Source organism: Amycolatopsis rhabdoformis (assembly GCF_035918295.1).
GTDB classification, from domain to species: domain Bacteria; phylum Actinomycetota; class Actinomycetes; order Mycobacteriales; family Pseudonocardiaceae; genus Amycolatopsis; species Amycolatopsis rhabdoformis.
In genome coordinates this window covers 7371008-7394890 of record NZ_CP142149.1, presented here as the reverse complement: position 1 = coordinate 7394890, position 23883 = coordinate 7371008, and the positions used below count along the sequence as shown (strand labels likewise).

Sequence of the window (23883 nt, the reverse complement as noted above, 5' to 3'; positions counted from 1 at the left end):
GGGACCGCGTCAGGCCTTCTGGACGAGGCGGCAGGCCAGGTACCGGACGCGCTTGAACTCCGCGATCCGGCCCTTGTTGCCGTACGCCCAGACAAGGGCGTCCGCGTGCACGCCGAGGTGCCGGAACTGCTCCACGGCCTCCTCGCCGCGCCCGAGCTCCACCAGCGCCCGCGCGGCGTACGCCCGGCTCGTCACCGTGCCCGGGTCGTCACGGCCTTCGCCGTCGAGCCAGGGCAGCAGCCGATCGACAGCGGGCGCGACCAGCGGGTTGCGCCAAGCACCCTTGACCCCGCGGTAGTCCGCCTCGTGTGCCGCCACCAGGGGCAGCCGCGCCAGCTTCGGGTGTTTCGCGGCGCCCTCCTCGGCGAACGCCCACATCAGCTCGTGCGACCCGAACCACTTCTCGCACCAGTACTGGAGCGCGGAGTTGTGCGCGGGCAAGTGGTGCGGATCGCGGGCGACCAGCTGCTCCCACACCTCGCGGAACGCGTCGTTTTCGTACTGCAGACCGCGAGCGACGGCCAGCATCGTCACCCACGGCGTGGGATCTTCGGGCGCCAGCGCCGCCGCCTCCTGGGCTGCGGGCTTGGCGGATTCGAGGATGGCGAAGAACTTCTGGAACTGCTCGCGGCTCACGTGCTCGGCTCGCAGCGAGCTGCGGACCTGCCAGGCGAGGCACACCAGACCTTCGGCGTTCACGGCGGCGGCGTCCGGGTCACCCGGGCGTTCGTCGCGCCAGAGGTCCAGCGCGGCCTCGTCGTTCGCGACGGCCTCACCGAGGCTGCGCACGAGAATGGTGCGCCGGTCCCAGCCGGTGCCGATCTCGGAGAGCAGCTGCGCCGCCGGTTTCCAGTCCCCGGAGACGAATGCCCGCTCGGCCTCGTCGATCTCGCGGTCCGAGACGAACGTGTCCGCCGTGACGTCGGCGTCCGGCGGCAGGCCGAACTTCGTCACGTCCGGCACCGTCACGTGCGGCGCCTTCTTGTCCGGCGCGACGTAGCGTGCCAGGTCTTCACGGCTGAGCGAGCTCGTGAACTCGGCCACGGTCATCCCGCGTTCGCGCGCGGCCTTGGCCAGCGCCATCGCGGTCTTGCGGCGTCTCGGGTTGAACAGCAGGCTGATGATTCCCATGGGTGTGCTCCTCAAGAAGGGATCGGGTCGGGTTCGGCGGCGGGCAGCAGGGCCCGCAGGCCGGAGGTGTCCCCGGTGACGGCGGCGTCGAGCGCCGGCTCCAGTGCTTCGTCGTACGGCGCGTCGAGCGCCAGCTCGGCCGGCCCGGACCACGACAGCGCCCACTTCGCGTGGCCCGCGGCGGCCAGGTCCGAGATGACCACAGTGGACAGTCGGGTGCGGACGGACCCGGCGAGCAGCTCCCGGCGCGCTCGCGCACCGGCGCCGGTGGGTACCTTCACCGCGGGGTCGGCCAGCTCGTCGAGCCGGCCGGCGTCGAGAGCGTCGAGGAGGTCCGGCAGCTTCCGGTTCCGCAGGATCTTCGCCGCGTCCTCACCGAACTGGTGCCGGGTGGAGGCGTCGACGAGCGTCTCCCAGTCCACCGGCTTCTTCCGGCGGGCCTCGGTCGACAGGCCGGTGAGCAGGGTGGCGTCGAGCGTCTTGGCCGCCTCGCGCAGGATTTCGGTCGCCGGTCGCTCGCCGCCCGGGGTGACGGGCACGGCGGGCGCCGCTTCGAGCACCGCGATGCGCTCGAGCGTGGGCGGGTGGCTGTCGTACGGCGAGCTCTTGTGCTTCGGGGGATTGCGCCGCACCTCGTCGATCTCCTCGGCGCGGCCGCCGTCGGCCAGCAGGTGGCGGTATCCCTCCGCCAGCCGGGCCGGCAGGTAGCCCGCTTTCCAGCCCAGCGTCGCGTAGCTGTTCAGGAAGAATCGCCACACGACGTCGAGCGCCTCGACCTCGCGCAACGCGCTGGTCGCCGCGGCGGTGCCCGCGACCTGGGCGGCCGCGACGTCGGCGGCGAGCTCCTGGCCGCGGCTCACTCGCATCGACACGGCGAAGTAGAGCTTGGCGTAGGCGTGGAACAGCTTCTGCAGCATCCGGCCGAACCACGTGCTGCCGTTCAGTCCATTCACGACTCGCCCGATCGTCTGCCGGCCACGGTAAGTCGCGCCGGCGAAGCGGGTGTCGCGGTTGCTGTAGTGCGCGAGCTCGTGGCCCACGACCGCGCGGAACTGGTCGGTCCGCAGGCCGGCGAACAGTTGCGCGCCGATGAACAGCCGGCGACTTTTCACCTGCAGGCCGAGCCACCGCGTCTGCTCCTGGACGGCCGCGTTGACCTGGGGCACCAGGTAGATCGCGTCCGGCGGCCGGGTGCCCACGGTGGCGGCGAGCTCGCGGACCAGCGCCCACAGCTCCGGTTGCTCGGCGGGGGTCACCGGCAGGCCCGAGACCTCGTCGTCGCCCGAGCGTTCGATGGTGAAAAGGGCCTGCAGCAGCACGTAAATCACCGGCACGGTGATGATCCCGAGCCGCAGGCCGATGGTCGGGCGGTCGCGGAACGCGTAGATCTCGAGCACCACGAGCGCCGCGATGATCGCCAGCACGAGCACCGGGAACCCGGCCAGCAGTACGACAGCGAGCAATGCTCGCGAAGAGTTCTTCATGGAAAAGCGGATTCCTCCCAGAGCGGCGCACCCAGCGCCGGGCTCGATCATCGTGCCCGATATCGGCGGGAACCTCGATTTCGTTTCGCTCACGAATCGGCCGCTGACCAGCAGAACCAGGCAAACCGAACCTTTCGGGCCGAGTCCCGGTGTCTGATGTGGACACCAGCACCCGGCTAAAACCCGTGGCGCGAGACCGTCCACGCGGGGCATGCTCTTGTCAGAAACCCAGCCACGAAAGGAAAGTCATGTACACGGCGGTAGACGGTGCTCGCGTCCCGATCCGGATGTGGGCCGACCCCACGTCGGTCGAGGATCAAGCCATGCGCCAGCTGCACAACGTCGCCAACCTGCCCTGGGTGCACGGCGTCGCGGTGATGCCGGACGTCCACTACGGCAAGGGCGCCACGGTGGGCAGTGTCATCGCCATGCGTGACGCGGTGTCGCCGGCGGCGGTCGGCGTGGACATCGGGTGTGGGATGAGCGCGGTGCGCACGTCGCTCACCGCGGCGGACCTGCCCGACGACCTCGGCCGGCTGCGGCGGCGGATCGAGTCGGCCGTGCCGGTGGGGTTCGGGCTGCACAAGACGCCCGTGAACCCGGCGAAGGTCCACGGCGTGGGCGGCTGGGACACGTTCTGGAAGTCGTTCGGCGCGCTCCACGAGGGCGTGCAGGGTCTGCACGACCGCGCGGCGCGGCAGGTCGGCAGCCTCGGTGGCGGGAACCACTTCATCGAGGTCTGCCTCGAGCAGGGCGGTGCCGACGAGGGCCGGGTGTGGGTGATGCTGCATTCGGGTTCGCGCAACATCGGCAAGGAGCTCGCGGAGCGGCACATGGCCGTGGCGCGCAAGCTGCCGCACAACGCGGACCTGCCCGACCGCGACCTCGCGGTGTTCGTCGCGGGTACGCCGGAGATGGCGGCCTACCGGCGTGACCTGTTCTGGGCGCAGGACTACGCGGCGCGCAACCGGGCCACCATGGTGGCGCTGGTGAAGCTCGCCGTCGCCGAGGTCGTGCCGGGCACCACGTTCGACGACGCTATCTCGTGCCACCACAACTACGTCGCCGAGGAGACCTACGACGGCGTCGACCTGCTCGTGACCCGCAAGGGCGCGATCCGGGCCGGCGCGGGTGACCTCGGGATCATCCCGGGCAGCATGGGCACCGGCTCGTACATCGTGCGCGGGCTCGGCAACCGGGACTCGTTCGAATCGGCCTCGCACGGCGCGGGCCGGCGGATGTCGCGCACGAAGGCCCGCAAGACGTTCACCGCGGCCGACCTCGCCGCCCAGACCGACGGCGTCGAGTGCCGCAAGGACACCGGCGTGGTCGACGAGATCCCCGCGGCCTACAAGGACATCGACGCGGTGATCCAGGCGCAGACCGACCTCGTGGAGGTCGTGGCGCACCTGAAGCAGGTCGTCTGCGTGAAGGGGTGAAGGTGCTCGCGGGTCCCGCTCGGGGGCCCGCGAGCCCGCTACGCTGTGACCATGACGAGGTGGGGAGCGGTGGCCGCGCTGACGGCCGCCGGATTGCTGCTGGCCGGCTGCGACCAGGTCAACTCGGCCGTGGACACGGCCAGCTCGACAGCCGACAAGGTCGGCACCTGCACCCAGGCCCTCGGCCTGGCTGACCTCAACCCGCTGGTCGACCCCGACAAGCTCAAGGCCCGCGCCCAGGACAAGGAACAACGCCTGCGCGCCCTGGCGGCCGACGTCCAGGAGCAGGACGTGAAGAACGCCCTGCTCGGCATGGCGGACTCCTACGTCGAGGTCCAGAAGGAGCACATCCAGGACGCCGGCGTGGTGGCCGCGTGGGCGAAGCGGAATGTCACGAAGCTGGACGCGCTGCGCAAGGCCTGCAGCTGAGCCGGCGGATCCGCGTCTCCTCGGCCGTCCGGAGCACCTGAGCCGACCGGCGGCGAACCGCCGCGCTACCGACGGCTGACCCGGCCTGACCGCGCCCGGCCAGGGCATTCGGTGCGTAAGACGAAACCAGGACCGGCGTCACCGCCGAGCCTGCACCGCCGCAGCCATCGCCGGTGCCGAAGCACCCGCCGCGCTCCGGCGCCGATGCGTCCACAGCAACCCGGCCGCCGCCAGGACCAGACCACCCGCACCCGCGGCCACGAACCCCCACGCCGGACTCGAGTGGTCGATCGCGAAGCCCACCACCGGGCTCCCGGCCGCCAGCCCGAGCCGGGTCGACGCGTCCTGCAGGCCCATGGCCTCGCCGCGCACGGCCGGGGGCGCGATGGCGCTCACCGTTTCGGTGGTGGCGGCGAGCGTGGGGGCGCAGAGCAGGTTGGTCGGGATCAGCACGAGCATCAGCAGCCACCACGGCTGGTCCGCCAGCCCCACCGGCAGCACCAGTGCCGCGAGCAGCAGCATCAGCACGCCCTGCGGCAACGACTTCCGCACGGCCCCGTGCACGATGCCGCCGAGCATGGAGGCCGCGCACATCACCGCGATGACCAGGCCGGTCCAGCCGACGTCACCGTGGGAGCGCAGCGCCGCTAGCGTCGCGACCTCCGTGCCGACCAGGCAGAACAGCGCGCCGGCGGCCACCAGAAGCGTGGCGAGCAGCCGGCCGCTGAGCCACGACCGCAGTGGCGGCCGCACGGAGCCGACCGGGGCGAGCTCGTCCTCGTTCCGGATCGGGGGGTTGAGCAGGAAGATGAGCAACGCCGTGCCGCCGAAGAGCACGCCGATCGCGCTGAGGGTGAGCGTGGCCGACAGCGCCGTGATCGCCGCGATGCCGGCCGCCGGGCCGATCATGAACGACGCTTCCACCAGGATCGTGTCGAGCGAGTAGGCGGCGCGCCGGTGTTCGGCGGGCACGAGCGCGGCCAGGATCTGGCGCGCCAGCGAGCCGGCGGGCACGGACAGGAAGCCGGCGGGCAGCGCGCACGCCACGAGCACCGCGTAGGAGAGGTGGGGCGCGGCGATCCAGAACGCCGTGGACGCGACCCCGCACACCGCGACCACCGGACGCAGGCCGTAGCGGTCGATCGTGCGCCCGAGCAGCGGCGCGCCGAGCGCCATGCCCAGCGTGGTGGCGGCGCCGACGATGCCGGCCGCGCCGTAACCGTGGCCCAGGTTGCTGACCACGTAGAGGGTGAGCGTGACGCCGGTCATGGTCATCGGCAGGCGCGCGAAGAACATCAGCGCCATGGACGGACGGACGCGGGGCAGGGACAGCACCTGGCGGTACGGCTCGAAGGGCACGTACCTCATGAGAGCAAATCCTGGTACGCACGTGCAACTTCTTTTGGCGCGATCTTCGTGACGGTGGTCTCCCTGCTCGTCCGGCCGGGTCCGCCGGGTCCGAGCGTCAGGCTGGCCGGCGGCGAACGCCCGAACGCCAAATCAGCGCAACTCACAATTCTGACGCGAAACAATTCGCGAATGTTTTTAAGCATTTCTTCGCTCACCTGCGGACCCTTGGACGGGTGCGCATTCGTGCGCGCGCCGTTTTCCGTTTCCCCTGGTCCTTGCGCCGGAGATCTGCCCGTGATCCCGCTACTCCACCGGTGGCGGTGCGTGCGTGGGGGACACCCCGTCCGGAGCAGTGGCGACACGCGGTCCGACGGAGTGATGAGGGTAAACGATCACGCAATACACCTGTTCGGGTGAGCAACAGGGCCGTTCGGGGAGAACGACTACTCCGAGTCCGATTCATGATCGGTCATGATGATCTTCAGGGGGATGGGCAAGCCGTCCACGTTAATCAATTGCGGGCATGTTCCCGGCCGACGGATTCGGCACGTAAGGGTTAGAAAACGTCCCATTAAGGTGATCGGCTGGTGCTGGGCCGACACGGCGGGTATCGATTTACCCGTCAGGTCTTCAGAGGCCAGGAGGTAAGAATGAAAGGCAAGATTGGGCGGATCATCGCCTTGGTAGCCGCCGGCAGTCTGCTGGCCGTCGGCACCTCGGGGATGGCCTCGGCGAGCCCTGCGGGTGGCAAAGGCTCGTCGTCCACCGAAGCTGTCGGCGCTCAGGTGCTCCAGATGCGAGACGACCTGACGAAGGCCGCGTACGCCGGCAACGTCGGTCTCACGCGCGCCGACCTGGACAAGCTCAGCCCTGTCCTCGGCGACCTCGCCGCGGGCAAGCGCTACACGATCCAGTCGGAGACGCAGCAGCTGTCCTCGGCGGCCAAGGGCCGTGCGGACGAGTCCAGCCGTCTGCTCTCCGACCCGTCGGCGTCGCCGCGGCAGCTCCCGCCGCTGCCGCTCCCGCCGATCCCGGACCTGCCGGGTCCGCTGAAGATCGTGAGCGACCTGCTGAAGGCCCTGCTGGGTGCCGTCACCGGCATCCTGGGCGGACTGCTCGGCTCCCTGCCGGTGCCGCCGCTGCCGGTGCCACCGCTGCCGGTCCCGGGCGCGTAACACCACCCCCGGATCACGGGGTTTTCGGAGCCTGGTGCGGTTCGCCGCACCAGGCTCCGGTGGTGTCCGGAGCTATTTCGCCTTCGGCGCCAGCCCGAGCCGCAGCGCGCCGGCCAGCTCCGCCGTCGCCTCGCGGAAGCGGCTGCCGACGCCGGTGAAGTTCAGGAAGCCGTGGATCAGGTCCGATTGGCGGCTCACCACCACGGAGACGCCCGCGTCGCGCAGCTTCTCCGCGTACGCCTCGCCCTCGTCGCGCAACGGGTCGAAGCCCGCGGTCATGATGAACGCCGGTGGCAGTCCACTGTGGTCGATCGCGACCAGCGGCGACAGGCGCGGGTCGGCCAGGTCGGTGCCGGCCGGCACGTAATGGCCCTCGAACCAGGTCATCGACGCGTCGGTGAGGAACAGCTTCTCGCCGAAGATCTCGCGGGAGCGCCGGCGCGTGGTGAAGTCCACGGCCGGGTAGATCAGCAGCTGGAACGCCGGCGCCGGGCCGCCGCGGCGCACCGCCGCCAGTGTGAGCGCGGCGGCGAGGTTGCCGCCCGCGCTGTCGCCGCCCACGGCGATGCGTTCGGAATCCGCGCCGAGCTGCGCGGCGTGCTCGTGGGCGTAGTCGAACGCGGCCAGCGCGTCTTCGAACGGCGTCGGGAACGGGTGTTCCGGCGCCATCCGGTACTCGACCGACAGCACGCGCACGCCGGCGTGCTTCGCGAGGTAGCGCGCGGCGTTGTCGTGGGTGGCGCGCGAGCCGACGACCCAGCCGCCGCCGTGGAAGAACACCAGCAGGCCGGACGGTTCGGGCAGGCCGGCGGGGGTGTAGAGCGTCGCGTCGAGCGAGGTGCCGCCGGCTGGGATCACCAGGTCGCGCACGGCCACGGGCTCGATCGTCTTGCCGCTCACCAGGTGCCGGCCGAGCTCCAGGCCGAGGCGTGAGCCCTCCACGGTGTCGCCGGCCAGCTCGGTGCCGGTGAGCTGCTGAAGGCGCAGCAGGAGCTGGGCGTCGAGCGCGAGCTCCTGCCCGTCGCGCCGCAGCGGCGGCCCGGCGATGAGCCGCCGGACGGGCCGGGGCAGCCAGAACACCAGCTGCGCGCCGGCGGCCTGGACACGGACCTGGAGCGGGATCGCCATCGTTCCTCCTCGGCTGTCGGCCCCGACGTTACTTGCGAGTAGGTACCGGGTCCAGTTGTGATCGGGAACTCCGTCCCAGATCCTGGTCCTCCAGTTAAGTCGAGGGGTTAGCCTCGGGTACGTGACTTCAGCCAAGACGGTCAGGGTGCTCGGGATCGGCGGTTCGCTGCGCGACGGGTCGCAGTCCGAGCGCGCCCTGAAGATCGCTCTCGACGCGGCCGCCGAGCTCGGGGTGTCCACCGAGCTGATCCCCGGGCCGGAGCTCGTGCTGCCGTTCTACGACCAGGCCGTGCGCGAACGCGATGAGCGGGCGCAGCGGCTGATCGAAAGCATCCGCCGCGCCGACGGCCTCATCGTCGTGTCGCCCGGCTACCACGGCGCGCTGTCCGGGCTGGTCAAGAACGCCCTGGACTACGTGGAGGACCTGCGCGAGGACACCCGCCCGTACCTCGACGGGCGCGCGGTCGGTCTCGCCGCCGTCGCCTTCGGCTGGCAGGCGGCCGTGACCACGCTCGACCAGCTGCGCACGATCACGCACGCGCTGCGCGGCTGGGCCACTCCACTGGGTGGTTCGATCAACTCCGCCGAGACCAAGTTCGACGAGGCCGGCGGCGCGTCCGACGACAAAAGCGTGCGTACGCTGCGCCTGATCGGCCGTCAGGTGGCCGAGTTCACCCTGTCCCGCTGAGGTTTCATCCGCCCGACGCCGGGTATTCCCGCCGTGATGCCTGCCATGCGGTGGCAAGGTTCCGCTGATGTGGAACGTTGTTACCGATGAGACGCCGAGCCAGGCGTCCCGACCAGGAGGTAGGCGAAGGAATGGCTGACGCGATCTACACCGCGGCCGCGACCGCGCGCGGCGAGGGCCGCAACGGCGAAGTGACCTCGTCCGACGGGGTCATCGACGAGTCGTTGGCGATCCCGAAGGAAATGGGCGGCCCGGGCGGTGACAAGACCAATCCCGAGCAGCTGTTCGCCGCCGGCTACTCCGCGTGCTTCCACAGCGCGCTGCAGGCCGTGGCCCGCGCGGGGAAGGTGCAGCTGCCGGAGTCGACCGTGACCGCCGAGGTCAGCCTGTACAAGCAGGAAGTGGGCTTCAAGCTGGGCGTCGCGCTGAACGTCGCGCTGCCCGGCCTGGACAAGGCCCAGGCCGACTCGCTCGTGGAGCAGGCCCACCAGGTCTGCCCGTACTCCAACGCGACCCGCGGCAACATCGAGGTCGCCCTCACCACCACGGTCTGAGTTTCCCGGCCCGCTTCCGCCACCACGACAGAGGAAGGACACCCCCGATGGCCAACTCTCCCATCAAGAGCCCGCTCAGCGACGCCGACAAGGAGATCACGGGCAACGCCCTGCAGGCGACACTCGTCGACCTCGTGGATCTTTCGCTCATCGCGAAGCAGGCCCACTGGAACGTGGTGGGCAAGAACTTCCGCAGCGCCCACCTGCAGCTCGACGAACTCGTCGCCACGGCCCGCCAGTACACCGACGAGGTCGCCGAGCGCGCCAACGCCATCGGCGTCTCACCGAACGCCAAGGCGAAGACCGTCGTGGAAAGCTCGGGCGCCCCGGCCTACCCCGACAACTGGCAGTCGGTGGAATCCACGGTCGCCGCCATCGTCGACATCCTCGCGACGCTCATCGAGCGCCTCCGCAAGCGCATCGACGAAACGGACAAGAGCGACCTCGTGACGCAGGACCTGCTGATCGAAATCACGCGCGCTTTGGAAGAGGCCCACTGGATGTGGCAGGCGCAGCAGGCCTGACGGGTTCTTGCTCTCGAGCGGGCCGCTCACCTTTCGAGGTGGGCGGCCCGTTTTTCGTTGGCTGCTCAGGAGCGCTGGTGCTAGATGGCCGCGCCGGGTGGGCACCAGCCAACCAGGCGGTCCATCAGGTCGAGGAGATGATCTTCGGCTGGGTCGTCTTCGTCGCCGGAGGCCTTTTGGATTTCGTCCTGGGCCGCGTAGCAGGCCTGCAGGACGTGTTCGCGATCGGTGCCGCCGGCGACGACGGCGGTGGCGATCTTCGTGAGCAGCACGTCGTCGTGGTGCAGAGCCGCCGAGAGGATCGCCGCGGTCAACTCGGGGTCGGGGAGAGCTTCACCGGCAGCGTGGTCCGGCGGATCGGTTTCGGTCATCCCGGGCATTGTCGCCCACGTTGGTTTCGTTCCGCGCGATGTTTTCCGGCCGGCTGAAACCGGGGCCCCCGCGTTGCCGCGCTTCACTGCGTACGCCCACGTACGCATCCCGGCGCGAGCGGCACCTTCGTGCCGAAAACCGCACGAGAGGACCGTTCGCACCACCAAAACCGGGCTTTTCCGCCCGCCCCGGTGTTCACTTGACGGCATGCCCGCTCTCCGCCCGCCGCTGGATCGCCAGCAGCTCGGTCACCTCAGACACTTCGACAACCTCTCCCGCCAGTTCCGCAACGACTGGTCCTTCATGCAGGGCAAGGGAACCGGCCAGGACGATTTCGGCGGCTACCGCTTCCAGCTCGCGTACATGGCGTACGCGCTGGCCCTCACGCACCGCCACCGGCTGCCCGCCGCGCCGGGGCTGTTCCGGCCGACGCTGCGGCGGCTGATCGACAAGATCCTGATGCCCGAGGTGTGGCTGTACTGGCGGGACGTGAGCCGCGGCGGGGCGGTGGTCAACGCGCACCTCGGGGATCTCAAGGAGGAGTGGGATCCCGTGGTGCGCGACAACATCATGTACAGCGCGTACGTGCAATCCATGGCCCTGCTGCACGACTACCTGTTCGCCACCGACGAGTTCGCGCAGCCCGGCTCGTTGACTTTCCAGCACTGGTCGTACTTCTGGGGTGGCGAGGAGAAGCGGTTCCCGTACGACCGCGAGTCGCTCAACGAGCACATCTACTGGCAGATGGTGGAAAACGGCTACCTGGGCGTGGCGTGCGAGCCCAACTGCGTGTTCCAGATCTGCAACCAGCCCGCCATCCTCGGCTTCCGCCTCCACGACCTGATCACCGGCGGCACCCGTGCGGACGAGGTGGTGGCCGGCTACGAACGCGCGTGGGCCGACTTCGGCCGGCTCGACGGATCGGGCCACTACAACATGATGATCACCGCCGATTCGAAGCGCGTGCGGCCCAACGAAGCGCCGTCGCCGTGGGTCGACGCGTGGTGCGGCGCGCTGATGAACATGTGGAACCGCGACTTCGTCCACCAGGGTTACCCCGAGCAGGTGCGGCAGTTCCTGATCGACGGCCCGGACGGCACGCGGTCGGTGCGCTCGGCGCCCGCGCGCGAAGTGATGGGCCAGCCGGTCATCACCGACACGTGTGACTTCGGCTGGGTGGCGGCGTGGGCGTCGGAGATGGGTGACCAGACCACCCTCGACGGCCTGCTCGCCCACGCCGACCGCTTCATGAACCCGACCTGGCGCGAAGACGGCCTGTACTACCCGCGTAATGACGTCCCGACCGACGCCGACGGCAACCGCACCGACATCGAGCCCATGAGCGGCAACGTCCTGCTCGGCTACGCCCGCCTCAACACCCCGGACGGCCTCTGGGGCCTCTACACCAATCCGTGGCCGGCGAGCCACTTCGAGGAACCGGCACTGACCGTCGTCGATCGGGACGTGGAGGTGAGCCAGGCGGAGGTTGTCGACGGCGTGCTGCACGCTCGGCTGCGGCGCACGCCCGGCGTGCCGGGCGAGGGCACGGTGACCATCGGCCGCGTCGAGGGCGAGTGGCGGGCGCGGCTCGACGGCGTCGAGCTGACCGAACTGGACCGGACCGAGGCCGGGCTCGTGTTCCGCTGCGGACCCGAAGCACAGGTGCTGGAGGTGACGCCGCTGAAATGACGGCCGGGTGTCTTGGGCTGGCGAACCCGCCGCGCGGCAGTACGGTCGGAACCATGGTGCTGCACAGCGGGGAACAGAACGGGTCCAACCGTAAATCGGGCACGAATCCCCTGTACGCAGGGGCAAATCCCGCCCTGGCGGCAGACTTCGTGATGCCGCACAACAAGCTGCGCGACGACCCGCTGCCGCCGGACGCCGCGTTGCAGCTCGTGCGCGACGAGCTGATGCTCGACGGCAACGCGCGGCTCAACCTGGCCACGTTCGTCACCACGTGGATGGAGCCGCAGGCGCGCGACCTGATGGCCGAGTGCGTGGACAAGAACATGATCGACAAGGACGAGTACCCGCAGACGGCCGAGCTCGAGCGGCGCTGCGTGAACATCCTCGCCGATCTGTGGCACGCGCCCGATCCCACCGACATCATGGGCTGCTCGACCACGGGCTCGTCGGAGGCGTGCATGCTCGCCGGCATGGCGCTGAAGCGGCGCTGGACGAAGCTCGGCCGCACCGGGAAGCCCAACCTGGTGATGGGCGTGAACGTGCAGGTGTGCTGGGACAAGTTCTGCGAGTACTGGGAGGTCGAGCCCCGCCTGGTGCCCATGGACGGCGACCGGTTGCACCTGTCCGCCGAAGAAGCGGTGAAGCGCTGCGACGAGAACACCATCGGCGTGGTCGCCATCCTCGGGTCCACTTTCGACGGCAGCTACGAACCCGTCGCCGAGATCGCCGCCGCTCTCGACGACCTGCAGGCCCGCACCGGCTGGGACATCCCGGTCCACGTCGACGGCGCCTCGGGCGCGATGATCGCGCCGTTCCTCGACGAGGACCTGGCGTGGGACTTCCGCCTGCCGCGCGTCGCGTCGATCAACACGTCGGGGCACAAGTACGGCCTCGTGTACCCCGGCGTCGGCTGGGTCGTGTGGCGCAACCGCGAGGCGCTGCCCTCCGAGCTGGTGTTCAACGTCAACTACCTCGGCGGCGACATGCCGACGTTCGCCCTCAACTTCTCCCGCCCCGGCGCGGAAGTGGCAGCGCAGTACTACACCTTCGTGCGCCTGGGCCGCGAAGGCTTCCGCGCCGTGCAGCAAGCCTCCCGCGACGTCGCCCTCCACCTCTCCGACGCGATCGCCGCCCTCGGCCCCTTCAAGCTCCTCACCCGCGGCGACCAGCTGCCGGTGTTCGCCTTCACCACCAACCCGGACGTCACCTCCTACGACGTCTTCGACGTCTCCCGCCGCCTCCGCGAACGCGGCTGGCTCGTCCCGGCCTACACCTTCCCGGAAAAACGGACCGACCTGGCGGTCCTCCGCGTCGTCGTCCGCAACGGCTTCACCCACGACCTGGCCGACCTCCTCCTCGACGACCTCCGCCGCACCCTGCCGGAACTGGAACGCCAATCCGCACCACAACACGACCCGGCCACGTCGACGGCTTTCCACCACTGAGGATCGGCGCGGACTTCGGGTCTGGGCTCGGGTGGTTGGCGGGCATGGTTTGGGCTTGCGGTTGGTTGCGGCACGAGCCGGCCACCTCCACGGCGTTTCGCCACTGAGGACCCGCTCGGACTTCGAATCTCGACCCAGGCGGGTGCGTCGGTGCGCCTTCTCGAGTCTCGGTCGTCGCGGCACGAGCCGGCCCCGTCTGCGACGTTTCGCGGCTGAGGTGCGGCGCGGACTTCGGATCTCGGCCGGGGTGGTTGGCGGGCGCGGCTTGGGCTGCGGGTGGTTGCAGCACGAACCGGCCGCCTCCGAGGCGTTCCGCCGTTGCGGTTCCCGCTCTGTCTTAGGAGCTTCGCGCGGGCGGGTGCGTTGGTGTGGCGGTTTGGGTCTCGGCCGTCGCGGCACGAACCGGCCCGTCTGCGACGTTTCGCGGCTGAGGTGAGGCGGGTCTCGGCGCTTGGCGCGGGCGGGTGCGCCAGCGGGGCGGCTTCGGCCGCAGGTGGTTCTGGCACGACTCAGTCCTCTGCGCCGTTCCACCGATGAGGACCCGTGCGAACCTCTCGGACCGCAGGTGGTTTCGGCACGACCCGGCGACCTCCACACCGCTTCGCCACCAAGGGCCCGCGGTCGAACCCGCAGTTCGGCGCAGGCGGGAGTCTGAGCGGCGCAGCTTCGGCCGCCGGCGGTCGCGGCAGGAACCGGTCGGTCTCCGTGGCGTTTCACCGCTGAGGGCCCGCGCGAACCTCGCGGCGCCGGCGGGTGTGCCAGCGGCGTGGTCTGGGTCGCAGGTAGGCCAGGCACGACCCAGCCATCTCGACACAGTTCCACCACCGACGGCCCGCGCCGAACCCGGAGTTCGGCGCAGGCGTGACCCTCAGCGGCGCGGCTTCGCCCGCAGGTTGCCGGGGCACAGGCCGGTCACCTCTGCTGCGTTTCGCCGCTGAGGTGCCGCGCGAACCAGGGGGCACGGGGTAGGTGCGTCGGCGCGCGGGTGGACCGCAGAGGGTCCCGCTACGACCGGCCACCTTCGCGCCGTTTCACTGCTGCGGGCCTGCGCCGAATCCGGAGCTCGGCGCCGGCCCGAGCCTTAGCGACGCGGCTTCGCCCGCAAGTACTGGTCCGCCCACCGCACCTCGGCGCCCAGCGCTTGGGCCGCGCGCTGCGGCCAGTGCGGGTCGCGAAGGAGGGCGCGGGCCACGGGCGGGCGCGTAGTCGCCGAAGGGCTGGTCGTCCGCGCCGACGCTGGGCCAGCCGCCTTCCGACGCCGGCACCGTGCCGATGCCTTCCCACGGCCGACGCGTCGAGGCCTTGCGCCCCGCGTGGCCGAGCTGCATGCCGATGACCGCGCCCTGCGCGTGGGCGAAGTCGGTGATCCGGCGCCAGGCCTCCGCCTGTTCGTCGTTCCAGATGCCCGCGTCCTGGGGGCTGATCCGCCCCTCCGGCACCACGGCGCTGGCCTCGGTGAGGACGAGCCCGGCGCCGCCGACGGCGAACTGGCCCAGGTGGACGAGGTGCCAGTCGTTCGGCACGCCGTCGGCGGCGGAGTACTGGCACATCGGCGAGACCCACGCGCGGTTCGGCAGCGTCAGGCCCCGCAGGGAGAGGGGTTCGAAGAGTCGGCTCACGATTCGATGAAACACCCAGTGGTGGTCGTCTCGTCCCGGCGCGGTGGTCGTACTCGCGAGTAATGTCGAGGACATGGGTCTTGCCGCAGACGAACGCCAGGCGCTGAGCGCACTCTTCGAACAGGTCGGCCCCGACGCCCCGACCCTCTGCGAAGGCTGGACGACGCGCGACCTCGCCGCGCACCTCATCGTGCGCGAACACCGCATCGACGCCTCGCCCGGCATCATGCTGCCCGCGTTCGCCGGCCACACGAAGCGCGTGCAGGACGGCTACGCGGCCAAGCCGTGGCCCGCCCTGATCGACCAGGTCCGCCGCGGCCCTTCCTGGTACTGGCCCGCGGCCATCGGCCCCCTCAACGAACTCACCAACGGCGCCGAATTCCTCGTCCACCACGAAGACGTGATCCGCGCCCAGCCGGGCTGGGAACCCCGCCCCGCCGACCCGGCCCGCGACGAGGCCGCTTGGCGCTTCGCCCGCCAGTCCGCGAAGCTCAACCTCCGCAAATCCCCGGTCGGCGTCGTCCTGCGCCACACCGACGGCCGCACCGCCCAGGCCAAGTCGGGCACGCCCTCGGTCACCGTCACCGGTGATCCGATCGACCTGCTGCTGTTCGTCTTCGGCCGCTCTGCCGTGCACCTCAAGTTCGACGGCGACTCCGCTGCGATCGAGCGACTGCAGGCGGCCAGCTTCGGCATGTGATGTCGGCGGGAGAGCCGAAATGTCGGCTCTGCGCCGTTACTCGCGTGCTGGTCCACTCCGGACGGCAGCGGGTTGGCCTGGTGGTCCGCTGATCGCTGGAACGTCGGCTCTGCGCTGCCACTCCGCTGAGTGTTGGAACGTCGGCTATGCGCCGCTACTCCGCTGATCGCCGGAACGTCGACTCTGCGCCCTCACTCGGCCGAGCGTCGGAACGTTGATTCCGGACCTTCACTCCTCGGTTTTCTTGGCTCTGCCGAACGGCTCCCCAGCCTGATCTCGCCCCATCCCTCGCGCGACGGCATAGCCCACCCTCCCGGGGGCCGCCCATGATCCATTCTACCGGGCAGGTCCGACAAGACCCGCTGTTCAGCCAGGTTGTCCACAGGGTGGCGGACTTGTGGACAACTGCGCCCGCCGGCCGACGGCACTACACAGCCTTCAGCCGCGACGGCCAGTGAAACCCAACGGCTCGACTCCACTGCTCCGTACCTCCGTGAGCCCGGCAGGCCGAATCTCAAGCCGATTTCCTGGCTGAGACCGCCGCAGCGGACCCCAGCCAGGAACGGCTCAACGCAGAGCCCTCAACGCAGAGCCCTCAACGCAGAGCCCTCAACGCGAAGTCGACCTCGATCGAGGTCTGCTTGATCGTCTCGGCGATCACCAGTGAGCCGTGGCCGGCGTCGTAGCGGTAGAACTCGTGCGGGGCGTCGCGGCTGCCCAGGCGGTCGAGGTAGTTCTCGATCTGGCGGATGGGGCAGCGCGGGTCGTTGTCGCCCGCGAGGATGAGTACCGGGGCGGCGACGGCGTCCACGTAGGTAATCGGCGAACATTCCTTGTACACCGCGGGCACATCTTCTGGTGCACCGCCGAACAACGCGCGGTCGAACGAGCGCAGCTGCTCCATCTCGTCCTCGTACGCGGCCACGTAGTCGGCCACCGGCACGCCAGCGACGCCCGCCGCCCAGCGCGTGGGCTGAGTGCCGAGCGCGAGCAGGGACAGGTAGCCGCCCCAGGACGCGCCGTTGACCACGCACTTGTCCTTATCGGACAGTCCACTTTCGACGGCCCAGTCGTGCACCGCGGCCACGTCTTCGAGCTCCGTGAGGCCGGGCCGGCCCTCGATGGCGTCGCGCCAGGCCGAGCCGTAGCCGGTGGAGCCGCGGTAGTTCACCTCGACCACGGCGAAGCCGGCGTCGAGCCACGTGGCGCGGTAGGCGGAGAAGCGGTCCTCGTCGGCGGCGTGCGGGCCGCCGTGCAGGGAGAACACAGTGGGCAACGGGCCATCGGGCGCGTCCGCCGGCCGCGAAACCAGCGCGTGGATCTGGCCGCCGACGCCTTCCACGAACGCGTCGGTGACCGGCGACGAACCCGGCGCCAGCTCACCCGGCGGCGCGAGCAGCACGGCGTCGGTGCCGTCGGCTGCGCGGCTGCGCACCGCCGTCGGCTCGGCGGCGCTGGACCACGAGTACTCGATGGTGCCGTCGGGCCGCACGCCCGCGCCGCCGATCCGGCCGGCCGGCGTGTCCACAGAGGACAGTTCGCTCGTGTCGAGGTCGTAGCGGTACAGGGAACTGCGGCCTTGGTGGAAATGCACCACGAGCAACGCGCGGGCGTCGGGGTACCAGTCGGCCACCACCTCACCGGGCAGGTCGATGGTGAGCTCGACCTCGGTGTCCGCGCGGACGTCCCAGATCAGCAGCTCCTCGCGGCCCCGGCGTTCGTGCAGCACGAGCAGCCGCTGGTCGCCGGGCAGCGGCGAGAACTCCAGCGCCGAGAGGCCCTTGCCCTCGCCGTCGTACTTCTCCGCGACGGTGGTGAAGCCGTCGGTCGACAGCACGCGCAGCGCGGGGTGGCGTGAGTCGCCGTGTTCGGAATGTGAAATTGCCACCAAGCTCTCGTCGCGCGAGAGCGACGCGATGCCCGCGTCGTCCGAGTGGCTGTAGAAGCGCTCGGTCTTGTCGCCGATCTTGGCGAACAGCTCGCTGCCGTCGTCGGTCGACACGCCGACGGCGATCACGCGCGAGCCCAGCTCGAGCCCGGCCGGGTAGCCGTCATGGACCTCGGGCAGCGGCTTGGCGGCCGAGGAGCTGTCGCCGTCGAACGGCTGGCTCACCCAGGAGCCGAACTCGTCGCCGTCGGTGTCGTCGAACCACCAGATCGCCGAGCCGTCGGGCGCGGGGGTGGCGTGCAGGGTGCCGTTGGGCCGGTCGGTGACGCGGCGGTGACTGTCGGTGGCGCGATCCCACGCGTAGACCTCCCAGACGCCGCTGGCGTTCGAGACGTACACGTTGGCGTCGGGGGCGTCGCGGGCCCATTCGGGCACGGAGATGCGGGCCGCGTGGAAGCGGGCTCGCCAGCGGGACTCGGCGTCGGCGTCGGCGAACAGGCGGTCGGGGACCACCGCGGGCGGATATTTGTTGCCTGACTGCGTGCTCACCCCTCGATCCTGCCACCCTGGTGGCCGTACTGTGTGCCGGGTGCTGGAGGGATACGCGCGGGACGCGGCGTCGAGGCGAGCGGCGCGCACGGCGATGGAGCGCGCGGCCTTCGCGCAGGCGCTCTTCACGCCGGGCATGCGGGTGGTCGACCTGGGCTGCGGCCGCGGCACGATCACGCTGGGCTTCGGCTCCGGCGCGTCCACTGTGGACTACATCGAGACCGATCCGCTCGACCTGCCCTTCCCCACGTCCTCAGCCGACGTCGCCTTCTCCCACGCTCTCCTCGAACGCCTGCCCGAACCGGGGCTGGCCCTGGCCGAGCTCCACCGCGTCCTGCGCCCCGGCGGCCGCCTGGCGCTGTCCACTTCGGACTGGAGCCGCGCCCGGCTGCGCCCGAAGACCGCCAACGTCGACGCCGCCCTGCGCGGCTACTACCTGCTCCTGCGCCGCACGGGCGCCAACCCGTTCGCCGGCCGCAACATCGCGGAGCAGGTTTCCGACAGCGGCTTCACCGAGGTGATCACCCGCACCCGCCACCGCTCCGACCTCGCCTACCGCGACCTGGCCACCTTCGTGGAGCACTCGCTGGCCACGGCCCTGAACGATCCGACCCACCCGGACCGCGACCAGCTGACGTCCGCGGCGCGCTCCGCCTACTCGTGGACGCGGACGGCGGGCCCGGGCGATTTCCTGCAGTGTTGGACGGAACTGACCGCGACCCGCTGACGCCTTGGGCTGGCGAGCGCCGCGATCATGCCGAGCATCAGGTCCGGCGACACGAACGCGCGGTCGATGGTGATCGGCGCGACCGGCTCACGGCGAAGAACGGCGAAGAACCCCTGAAACGGAAGAACCCTGCCCGCGCGAAACACGGGCAGGGTTCTTACTCGTCGGGGTGGCGGGATTCGAACCCACGACCTCCTCGACCCGAACGAGGCACGCTACCAAGCTGCGCCACACCCCGAGGTACTGCTTAACGGGTCGTGGAGAAGTTTAGCCGACGGTCTCGGCGGGTTTGCGCGGGGTTGCCTTTCGGGCGTCCGAGGCGCCGGAGCCGCGCGGGACCAGCGTCAACAGGCTCGCCTCGGGTGGGCAGGCGAAGCGCGCCGGGGCGTAGGGCGAGGTGCCCAGGCCGGCCGAGACGTGGAGCCACATGTGCGCGCCCCAGCGGGAGGCGCCGCGGGCGCGGGTGCGGTCGAGTTCGCAGTTGGTCACGAGGGCGCCGTAGCCCGGCACGCGCAGCTGGCCGCCGTGGGTGTGGCCGGCGAGGACGAGGTCGTAGCCGTCGGAGGCGAACGGGTCGAGCACGCGCGGCTCGGGCGAGTGCGTGACGCCGAGGCGCACGACGGCGCCGGCGTCGGCCTGGCCGGCGATCTCGGAGTAGCGGTCGCGGTGCAGGTGGGGGTCGTCGAGGCCGGCGGCGAACACGGTCTGGCCCGCGACGTCGATCGTGTGGCGCGCGTGGGTGAGGTCGGTCCAGCCGTGCTCGACGAAGGCCGCGCGCAGGTCGCGCCACGGCAGCTTCAGGCCGTGGATGCGCTTCTTCTTGCCCTTCGGCATGAGGTAGCGCGCGGGGTTCTTCGGCTTCGGCGCGTAGTAGTCGTTGCTGCCGAACACGAACACCCCGGGCCGGTCGAGCAGCGGGCCGAGCGCGCGCAGCACCGACGGCACGGCCGTGCGGTGCGAGAGGTTGTCCCCGGTGTTCACGACGAGGTCGGGTTCGAGCCGGTCGAGCGCGGCCACCCAGCGCTGCTTCGCGCGGTGTCCGGGGAGCATGTGCAGGTCCGAGACGTGCAGGATCGTGAACGGCTTCGAGCCGGGAGCCAGCACGGGCAGCTCGGCGGTGCGGAGGGTGAACCGCCGCCGTTCGACGCCGACGGCGTAACCGAGCGTCGCGGTCCCGAGCGCGAGGGTCCCCACGGCGAGCTTCTTGGCGGTGCTGGTGTTACTGAGCGTGCTCACAAGGCGAGGATACGTGGTCGGCGTGGTCCTGGGCTTGCGGGCAGCGATGATCACTCAGCGTGCGTTCCGTGATGCGATTGCGTGCTCAACAGTTGGGTGACGCCGCGCGGTTCGGGGGAACGGGCTGGTTAGCATCTGCGTCGGCCCGAGTAAGGGTGAACAAGCCGGGGGGCTTGGGGAGAACGATGGAACAGTTCGGGCCGTACCGGATCGAGGCGTTGCTGGGGCGCGGCGGGATGGGCGAGGTGCACCGCGCCTACGACAGCGCGCACGACCGGGTCGTCGCGCTGAAGCGGCTTTCCGACGCGTACGTGGCGGACGAGGCTTTCCGCGCCCGTTTCCGACGCGAATCGCAAGTGGTGGCGCGGCTGCGGGAGCCGCACGTGATCCCGATCCACGCCTACGGCGAGATCGACGGCCGCCTCTACCTCGACATGCGCCTGGTCGAGGGCCAGGACCTCAAGGACCTGATCGCCGCGGGACCGCTCACCGCCGCCCGCGCGGCCGGCCTGATGACGCAGGTCGCCAGCGCGCTCGACGCCGCCCACGCCGACGGCCTCGTGCACCGCGACGTGAAGCCGTCGAACATCCTGGTCACCGACGGTGATTTCGTGTACCTGGTGGACTTCGGCATCGCGCGCTCGATGTCCGGCGCCGTGACGTCGATCACGGGCACGGGCAACGTCATCGGCACCCTGGACTACATGGCGCCGGAACGCTTTGGCGACAAAGCGCTCGACGGTTCCGTCGACGTATACGCGCTCGCGTGCGTGTTCTACGAATGCCTGACCGGCCACCGGCCGTTTCCCGTGGACGGCGCCATCGCCCAGATGGGCGCCCACTTGACCGCACCGCCGCCGCTGCTGTCCGCGGCGCGAAGGGACCTGCCACGCGCTCTTGACGACGTGGTGTCACGGGGAATGGCGAAGGACCCGGCCGATCGCTATCCGACGGCGGGCGCTTTCGCGGCGGCGGTGGACGCGGCACTGGCGGGGGCGTCGGGGCCGACGGCGATGAGTGCCGAGACGAGTGCGCCGGTGTGGCAGCAGGGGAGTCTCGGGGCGGCGGGTGCGGCGGGTGCTGGGGCAGCGTCCGGCGATGGTTCGGTCGGGCTGGGAGCTGGGTCGGGCTCGGCTGCTGGTTCGCAGCCTGGCGGTGGTTTGGCGGCTCCCGGCTCGGCGGCTGGTTCGCAGCCCGGCGGTGGTTTGGCGGGGCTGGGGTCGGCTGCTGGTTCGCAGCTTGGTGGCTCGGCGGGGCTGGGCGCGGCCGCAGGCTCGGTCGGTGGTTCGCAGTCTGGCGGAGGCTTGGGGGCAGGGCCGGGGTCGGCGGCGCTGGGTGCTGTGCCGGGCTCGGCTGCTGGGGCGCAGCCCGGTGATAGGCCGGCGGCTGGGTCGCAATCTGGTGGTGGTTCGGAGGGGCTGGGGGCAGGGCGTGGCTTGGCTGCTGGGTCCCAGCTTGGTGCTGGTTCGGCAGGGCTGGGCGCAGCGCCGGGCTCGGCCGCCGGGGGTCAGCTCGGCGCAGCGTCGGGCTCGGCTGCCGGGGCTCAGCCTGGCGGTGCGCCCGCCGGAGCTGCACCGCAGCCCGGTGCTGCGCCCGCCGGCGGCGCGCAGACACCGCCGCCCGGCTTCGCCGCCACCCCGGGCGGGACTTGGCCCGGTGGACCGACACCGCATCAGGGCCAGAGCGGACCCCAGTTCGTCGGCCAGACGCCGCCTCCGGGCTTCTCGGCACCTGGGCCGAACACCGGCGGCACTCGTGTGGGGACGCCGACGGGTGTGAGCGGTCCGTTCACGCCAGGAGCCGGGTTCCCGAACGGGCCCGTGACGGCCGGCGGGCCGCCGGGGGCGACGTCGCTGAACACGCCGATTCCGCTGGCCGCCGGGGGGCAGACGTGGCCGGGCGGTCCGCCGACGCGGCCGGGCCAGGTGCCGGTGCCGCCGCCGAAGTCGAGGCGGGCGGCGGTCGTCACGGGGGTGGTGGCGGTTGTGGTGGTGATCGCGGTCGTCGCGACGGTGCTGATCATCCGTGGCCAGGGGCAGAACACGGCGGGCGGCGGCGGGGGCACCCCGACACCGAGCCCGGCGCCGGTCTCAACGGCGACGTCCGGTTCGAGCAGTCCGCCGCCGTCGACGCGGAGCAGTTCGAAGACGTCGCCACCGCCGGAGTCATCGGGGTCGAGCGCGCCGCAGCAGCCGGGCGGGAACGTGCCGGTGCCGGAGACGTACCAGGGCACCGGCTGCACGGCGGCGCAGCCCGTCCCGGGTGCTACCGCCGCGGCGTACTGCACGAAGTCGGCCGCCGGCACCTTCCGGTCCGGCAACGTCATCCTGCGCGAGCCGACCCAGGCGCATTTCAACCAGTTCCCCGACGAAGCCGCGCTGGCCGCCTTCTTCGAAGGCATGGTCCAGGCCCACAACCTGATCCGCGACGACGACCACGGCGGCTGCGACCCCGTGGACCACCCCGGCATCTGGGGCTCCTACTACCGGCCCGACGCCAACGCCCCGCACCCCGGCGACTTCATCACCTGCTACGACGACACCTTCGTCTTCACCGACGCCCGCACCCACACCCTCGGCGTCCTCGTGTTCGACGGCGTGTCGACACCACAGGAGCGCGAGCAGATGTACATGTGGTGGAACCAGGTCATCCTCGGCAAGCTGGCGAAGTTCTGATCGGCGCGGGATTCATCTCGGGCGCGGCTTTCCCGGTGAACGCCCGAGCGCGATGAGGAACAGCCGCACGACCGCGATCAGCGACCCCGGACCGAGCGTGCCGAGCCACAGAAACGCCGGCCAGTCGCCGGCCGGCCAGTCGTCCAGGCGGAAGAACGCCACCAGCGCCAGCGACCCGAGCGGGATCGCCGCCAGCACCCAGACGTCGACGGGCCGGCGCCAAGGCAACGTGGACAGAAACAGGGTGGTGGCGAACAGGATGAGCAGAAACGCGAACGCGATCCCCATCCTAGTGTCCCGCCAGCCGTTCAGGGCGCCGGACACCACCGGGCCGCCACCACTCCACGGCCAGCCGCCCGACCGCGATCACCACACCGGGCCCGAGAGCCAGCACCCACAACGCCAACGGCTCCCGCAGCACGGCCACCAGCGCCACTGACACGGCGATCAGCGCGGCCAGCACTCCCACCCGCCACCGCGCCACCCGAAACCGCCAGCACGCGACGATCATCGAGGGCGCCACCAAGAACACCACCGAGCCGAGAACCAATTCCACGACAGCCCCCTTCCCCCGGAGATCTTCAGTATCCGGGCAAAGGAGACGGCCAGTCCATCGATTAGCGCGGCTCAGTCAGTGAGCTTGACTTCGCGTCTGACCCGAACGCTGTCACTTGGGTCGGGCAAGCCAGGAGGGCAGGTCAGGTCGGCCATCTCCGTCGAGCCGGGCCGGTTCACGTCGCCGGAATAGGAAACGCAGAGTCGCACCGCGTACTGGATGTACTCGCCGTTGACTCCGCCCCCCACAAAGGAGAGAAGCGCGAAGCTGGCGGTGAACCGACCAGCAGCGGGAATGTCTTTTCGGAGCAGCACGGTGACGCCGCCGGTGTTCCATCCCGCCAGGATCCTCGTGACAGCCCGGTCAATCGACTCCCGTGTCGGCGGAGTTGCGCTCCGCAATTCGCCGAGAACAGCCGAAGCCTTCTCCCGTGCACCTTTCGTGGCAATCGGATCCAGCTGTTCGGCGGAGCTGGTGCAGGCGGTATCGCACAGCACCAGCACCGCCAAGACGCAGAGGCTCGCC

The 23883-nt window shown here is 70.7% G+C and carries 23 protein-coding genes and 1 tRNA gene; 11 read left to right on the top strand and 13 right to left on the bottom strand.

Annotation, left to right across the window (positions count from 1 at the left end):
- Nucleotides 1–9: 9 nt before the first annotated feature.
- Nucleotides 10–1131, bottom strand: coding sequence for a DUF4034 domain-containing protein (locus tag VSH64_RS34085; RefSeq protein WP_326566853.1), 1122 nt, complete (start codon nt 1129–1131; stop codon nt 10–12).
- Between the two features lie 11 nt (nt 1132–1142).
- The gene (locus tag VSH64_RS34080) at nt 1143–2615 is read right to left on the bottom strand and encodes a M48 family metalloprotease (protein ID WP_326566852.1); all 1473 of its coding nucleotides are present in this window, start codon (nt 2613–2615) and stop codon (nt 1143–1145) included.
- Nucleotides 2616–2863: 248 nt separating this feature from the next.
- Here VSH64_RS34080 and VSH64_RS34075 point away from each other — a divergent pair, with 248 nt between their 5' ends.
- Both VSH64_RS34075 and VSH64_RS34070 read left to right on the top strand, forming a co-directional pair.
- Nucleotides 2864–4054 (top strand): RtcB family protein, encoded by a 1191-nt coding sequence (locus VSH64_RS34075; protein WP_326566851.1) that lies wholly within the window; start codon nt 2864–2866, stop codon nt 4052–4054.
- A 51-nt stretch (nt 4055–4105) separates the two neighbouring features.
- Nucleotides 4106–4483 (top strand): hypothetical protein, encoded by a 378-nt coding sequence (locus VSH64_RS34070; protein WP_326566850.1) that lies wholly within the window; start codon nt 4106–4108, stop codon nt 4481–4483.
- Nucleotides 4484–4621: 138 nt separating this feature from the next.
- Here the strand turns inward: VSH64_RS34070 and VSH64_RS34065 are convergent, their stop codons facing one another.
- Together VSH64_RS34065 and VSH64_RS34060 are read right to left on the bottom strand one after the other, a co-directional pair.
- Nucleotides 4622–5788: an MFS transporter gene (locus tag VSH64_RS34065; protein ID WP_326838100.1), complete on the bottom strand. Its 1167-nt coding sequence runs from the start codon at nt 5786–5788 to the stop codon at nt 4622–4624.
- Nucleotides 5789–5847: 59 nt separating this feature from the next.
- The gene (locus VSH64_RS34060; RefSeq protein ID WP_326566849.1) at nt 5848–6048 is read right to left on the bottom strand and encodes a hypothetical protein; all 201 of its coding nucleotides are present in this window, start codon (nt 6046–6048) and stop codon (nt 5848–5850) included.
- A 435-nt stretch (nt 6049–6483) separates the two neighbouring features.
- Between VSH64_RS34060 and VSH64_RS34055 the strand changes: the two genes are divergently transcribed.
- Nucleotides 6484–7008, top strand: a complete 525-nt coding sequence (locus tag VSH64_RS34055; RefSeq protein WP_220244902.1) for a hypothetical protein — start codon at nt 6484–6486, stop codon at nt 7006–7008.
- 72 nt (nt 7009–7080) lie between these two features.
- On the opposite strand, the gene VSH64_RS34050 is transcribed toward VSH64_RS34055, so the two are convergent.
- A complete protein-coding gene (locus VSH64_RS34050) occupies nt 7081–8136 on the bottom strand; it encodes an alpha/beta hydrolase (RefSeq protein WP_326566848.1) in 1056 nt (351 codons plus the stop codon).
- Nucleotides 8137–8257: 121 nt separating this feature from the next.
- Here VSH64_RS34050 and VSH64_RS34045 point away from each other — a divergent pair, with 121 nt between their 5' ends.
- The 3 genes from VSH64_RS34045 (at nt 8258) to VSH64_RS34035 (ending at nt 9902) form a co-directional block, all read left to right on the top strand.
- On the top strand, nt 8258–8824 hold the full coding sequence (locus VSH64_RS34045; protein WP_326566847.1) for an NADPH-dependent FMN reductase: 567 nt from the start codon (nt 8258–8260) through the stop codon (nt 8822–8824).
- Nucleotides 8825–8955: 131 nt separating this feature from the next.
- Complete coding sequence (locus VSH64_RS34040; RefSeq protein WP_326566846.1) at nt 8956–9378, top strand: organic hydroperoxide resistance protein; 423 nt, start codon at nt 8956–8958, stop codon at nt 9376–9378.
- Between the two features lie 47 nt (nt 9379–9425).
- The gene (locus tag VSH64_RS34035) at nt 9426–9902 is read left to right on the top strand and encodes a Dps family protein (protein WP_326566845.1); all 477 of its coding nucleotides are present in this window, start codon (nt 9426–9428) and stop codon (nt 9900–9902) included.
- 80 nt (nt 9903–9982) lie between these two features.
- Here the strand turns inward: VSH64_RS34035 and VSH64_RS34030 are convergent, their stop codons facing one another.
- Nucleotides 9983–10273: a hypothetical protein gene (locus VSH64_RS34030; protein ID WP_326566844.1), complete on the bottom strand. Its 291-nt coding sequence runs from the start codon at nt 10271–10273 to the stop codon at nt 9983–9985.
- 208 nt (nt 10274–10481) lie between these two features.
- On the opposite strand from VSH64_RS34030, the gene VSH64_RS34025 reads away from it, so the two are divergent.
- Entirely contained in the window at nt 10482–11963 is a 1482-nt protein-coding gene (locus VSH64_RS34025; RefSeq protein ID WP_326566843.1) for a linalool dehydratase/isomerase domain-containing protein, read from the top strand.
- A gap of 53 nt (nt 11964–12016) precedes the next feature.
- Entirely contained in the window at nt 12017–13408 is a 1392-nt protein-coding gene (locus tag VSH64_RS34020; RefSeq protein ID WP_326566842.1) for a glutamate decarboxylase, read from the top strand.
- A gap of 1031 nt (nt 13409–14439) precedes the next feature.
- Here the strand turns inward: VSH64_RS34020 and VSH64_RS34015 are convergent.
- Nucleotides 14440–15027: an oxidoreductase gene (locus tag VSH64_RS34015; protein WP_326566841.1), complete on the bottom strand. Its 588-nt coding sequence runs from the start codon at nt 15025–15027 to the stop codon at nt 14440–14442.
- Nucleotides 15028–15100: 73 nt separating this feature from the next.
- Here VSH64_RS34015 and VSH64_RS34010 point away from each other — a divergent pair, with 73 nt between their 5' ends.
- Nucleotides 15101–15727: a TIGR03085 family metal-binding protein gene (locus tag VSH64_RS34010; protein WP_326566840.1), complete on the top strand. Its 627-nt coding sequence runs from the start codon at nt 15101–15103 to the stop codon at nt 15725–15727.
- Nucleotides 15728–16322: 595 nt separating this feature from the next.
- Here VSH64_RS34010 and VSH64_RS34005 read toward each other — a convergent pair.
- Nucleotides 16323–18164: a S9 family peptidase gene (locus VSH64_RS34005; protein WP_326566839.1), complete on the bottom strand. Its 1842-nt coding sequence runs from the start codon at nt 18162–18164 to the stop codon at nt 16323–16325.
- 40 nt (nt 18165–18204) lie between these two features.
- On the opposite strand from VSH64_RS34005, the gene VSH64_RS34000 reads away from it, so the two are divergent.
- Complete coding sequence (locus tag VSH64_RS34000; protein ID WP_326566838.1) at nt 18205–18891, top strand: class I SAM-dependent methyltransferase; 687 nt, start codon at nt 18205–18207, stop codon at nt 18889–18891.
- A 164-nt stretch (nt 18892–19055) separates the two neighbouring features.
- On the opposite strand, the gene VSH64_RS33995 is transcribed toward VSH64_RS34000, so the two are convergent.
- Nucleotides 19056–19129 (bottom strand) — tRNA-Pro (locus VSH64_RS33995).
- Nucleotides 19130–19158: 29 nt separating this feature from the next.
- Nucleotides 19159–20127 carry a metallophosphoesterase gene (locus VSH64_RS33990; protein WP_326566837.1) on the bottom strand — a complete coding sequence of 323 codons (969 nt, stop codon included), beginning with the start codon at nt 20125–20127 and terminating at the stop codon, nt 19159–19161.
- A gap of 185 nt (nt 20128–20312) precedes the next feature.
- Between VSH64_RS33990 and VSH64_RS33985 the strand changes: the two genes are divergently transcribed.
- Complete coding sequence (locus VSH64_RS33985; protein ID WP_326566836.1) at nt 20313–22802, top strand: serine/threonine-protein kinase; 2490 nt, start codon at nt 20313–20315, stop codon at nt 22800–22802.
- 12 nt (nt 22803–22814) lie between these two features.
- On the opposite strand, the gene VSH64_RS33980 is transcribed toward VSH64_RS33985, so the two are convergent.
- The 3 genes from VSH64_RS33980 to VSH64_RS33970 all read right to left on the bottom strand — a co-directional run bounded on the left by VSH64_RS33980 (nt 22815) and on the right by VSH64_RS33970 (nt 23867).
- Entirely contained in the window at nt 22815–23090 is a 276-nt protein-coding gene (locus VSH64_RS33980; RefSeq protein ID WP_326566835.1) for a hypothetical protein, read from the bottom strand.
- A gap of 1 nt (nt 23091) precedes the next feature.
- Nucleotides 23092–23358: a hypothetical protein gene (locus VSH64_RS33975; protein WP_326566834.1), complete on the bottom strand. Its 267-nt coding sequence runs from the start codon at nt 23356–23358 to the stop codon at nt 23092–23094.
- 71 nt (nt 23359–23429) lie between these two features.
- The gene (locus VSH64_RS33970) at nt 23430–23867 is read right to left on the bottom strand and encodes a hypothetical protein (RefSeq protein WP_326566833.1); all 438 of its coding nucleotides are present in this window, start codon (nt 23865–23867) and stop codon (nt 23430–23432) included.
- Nucleotides 23868–23883 lie beyond the last annotated feature (16 nt).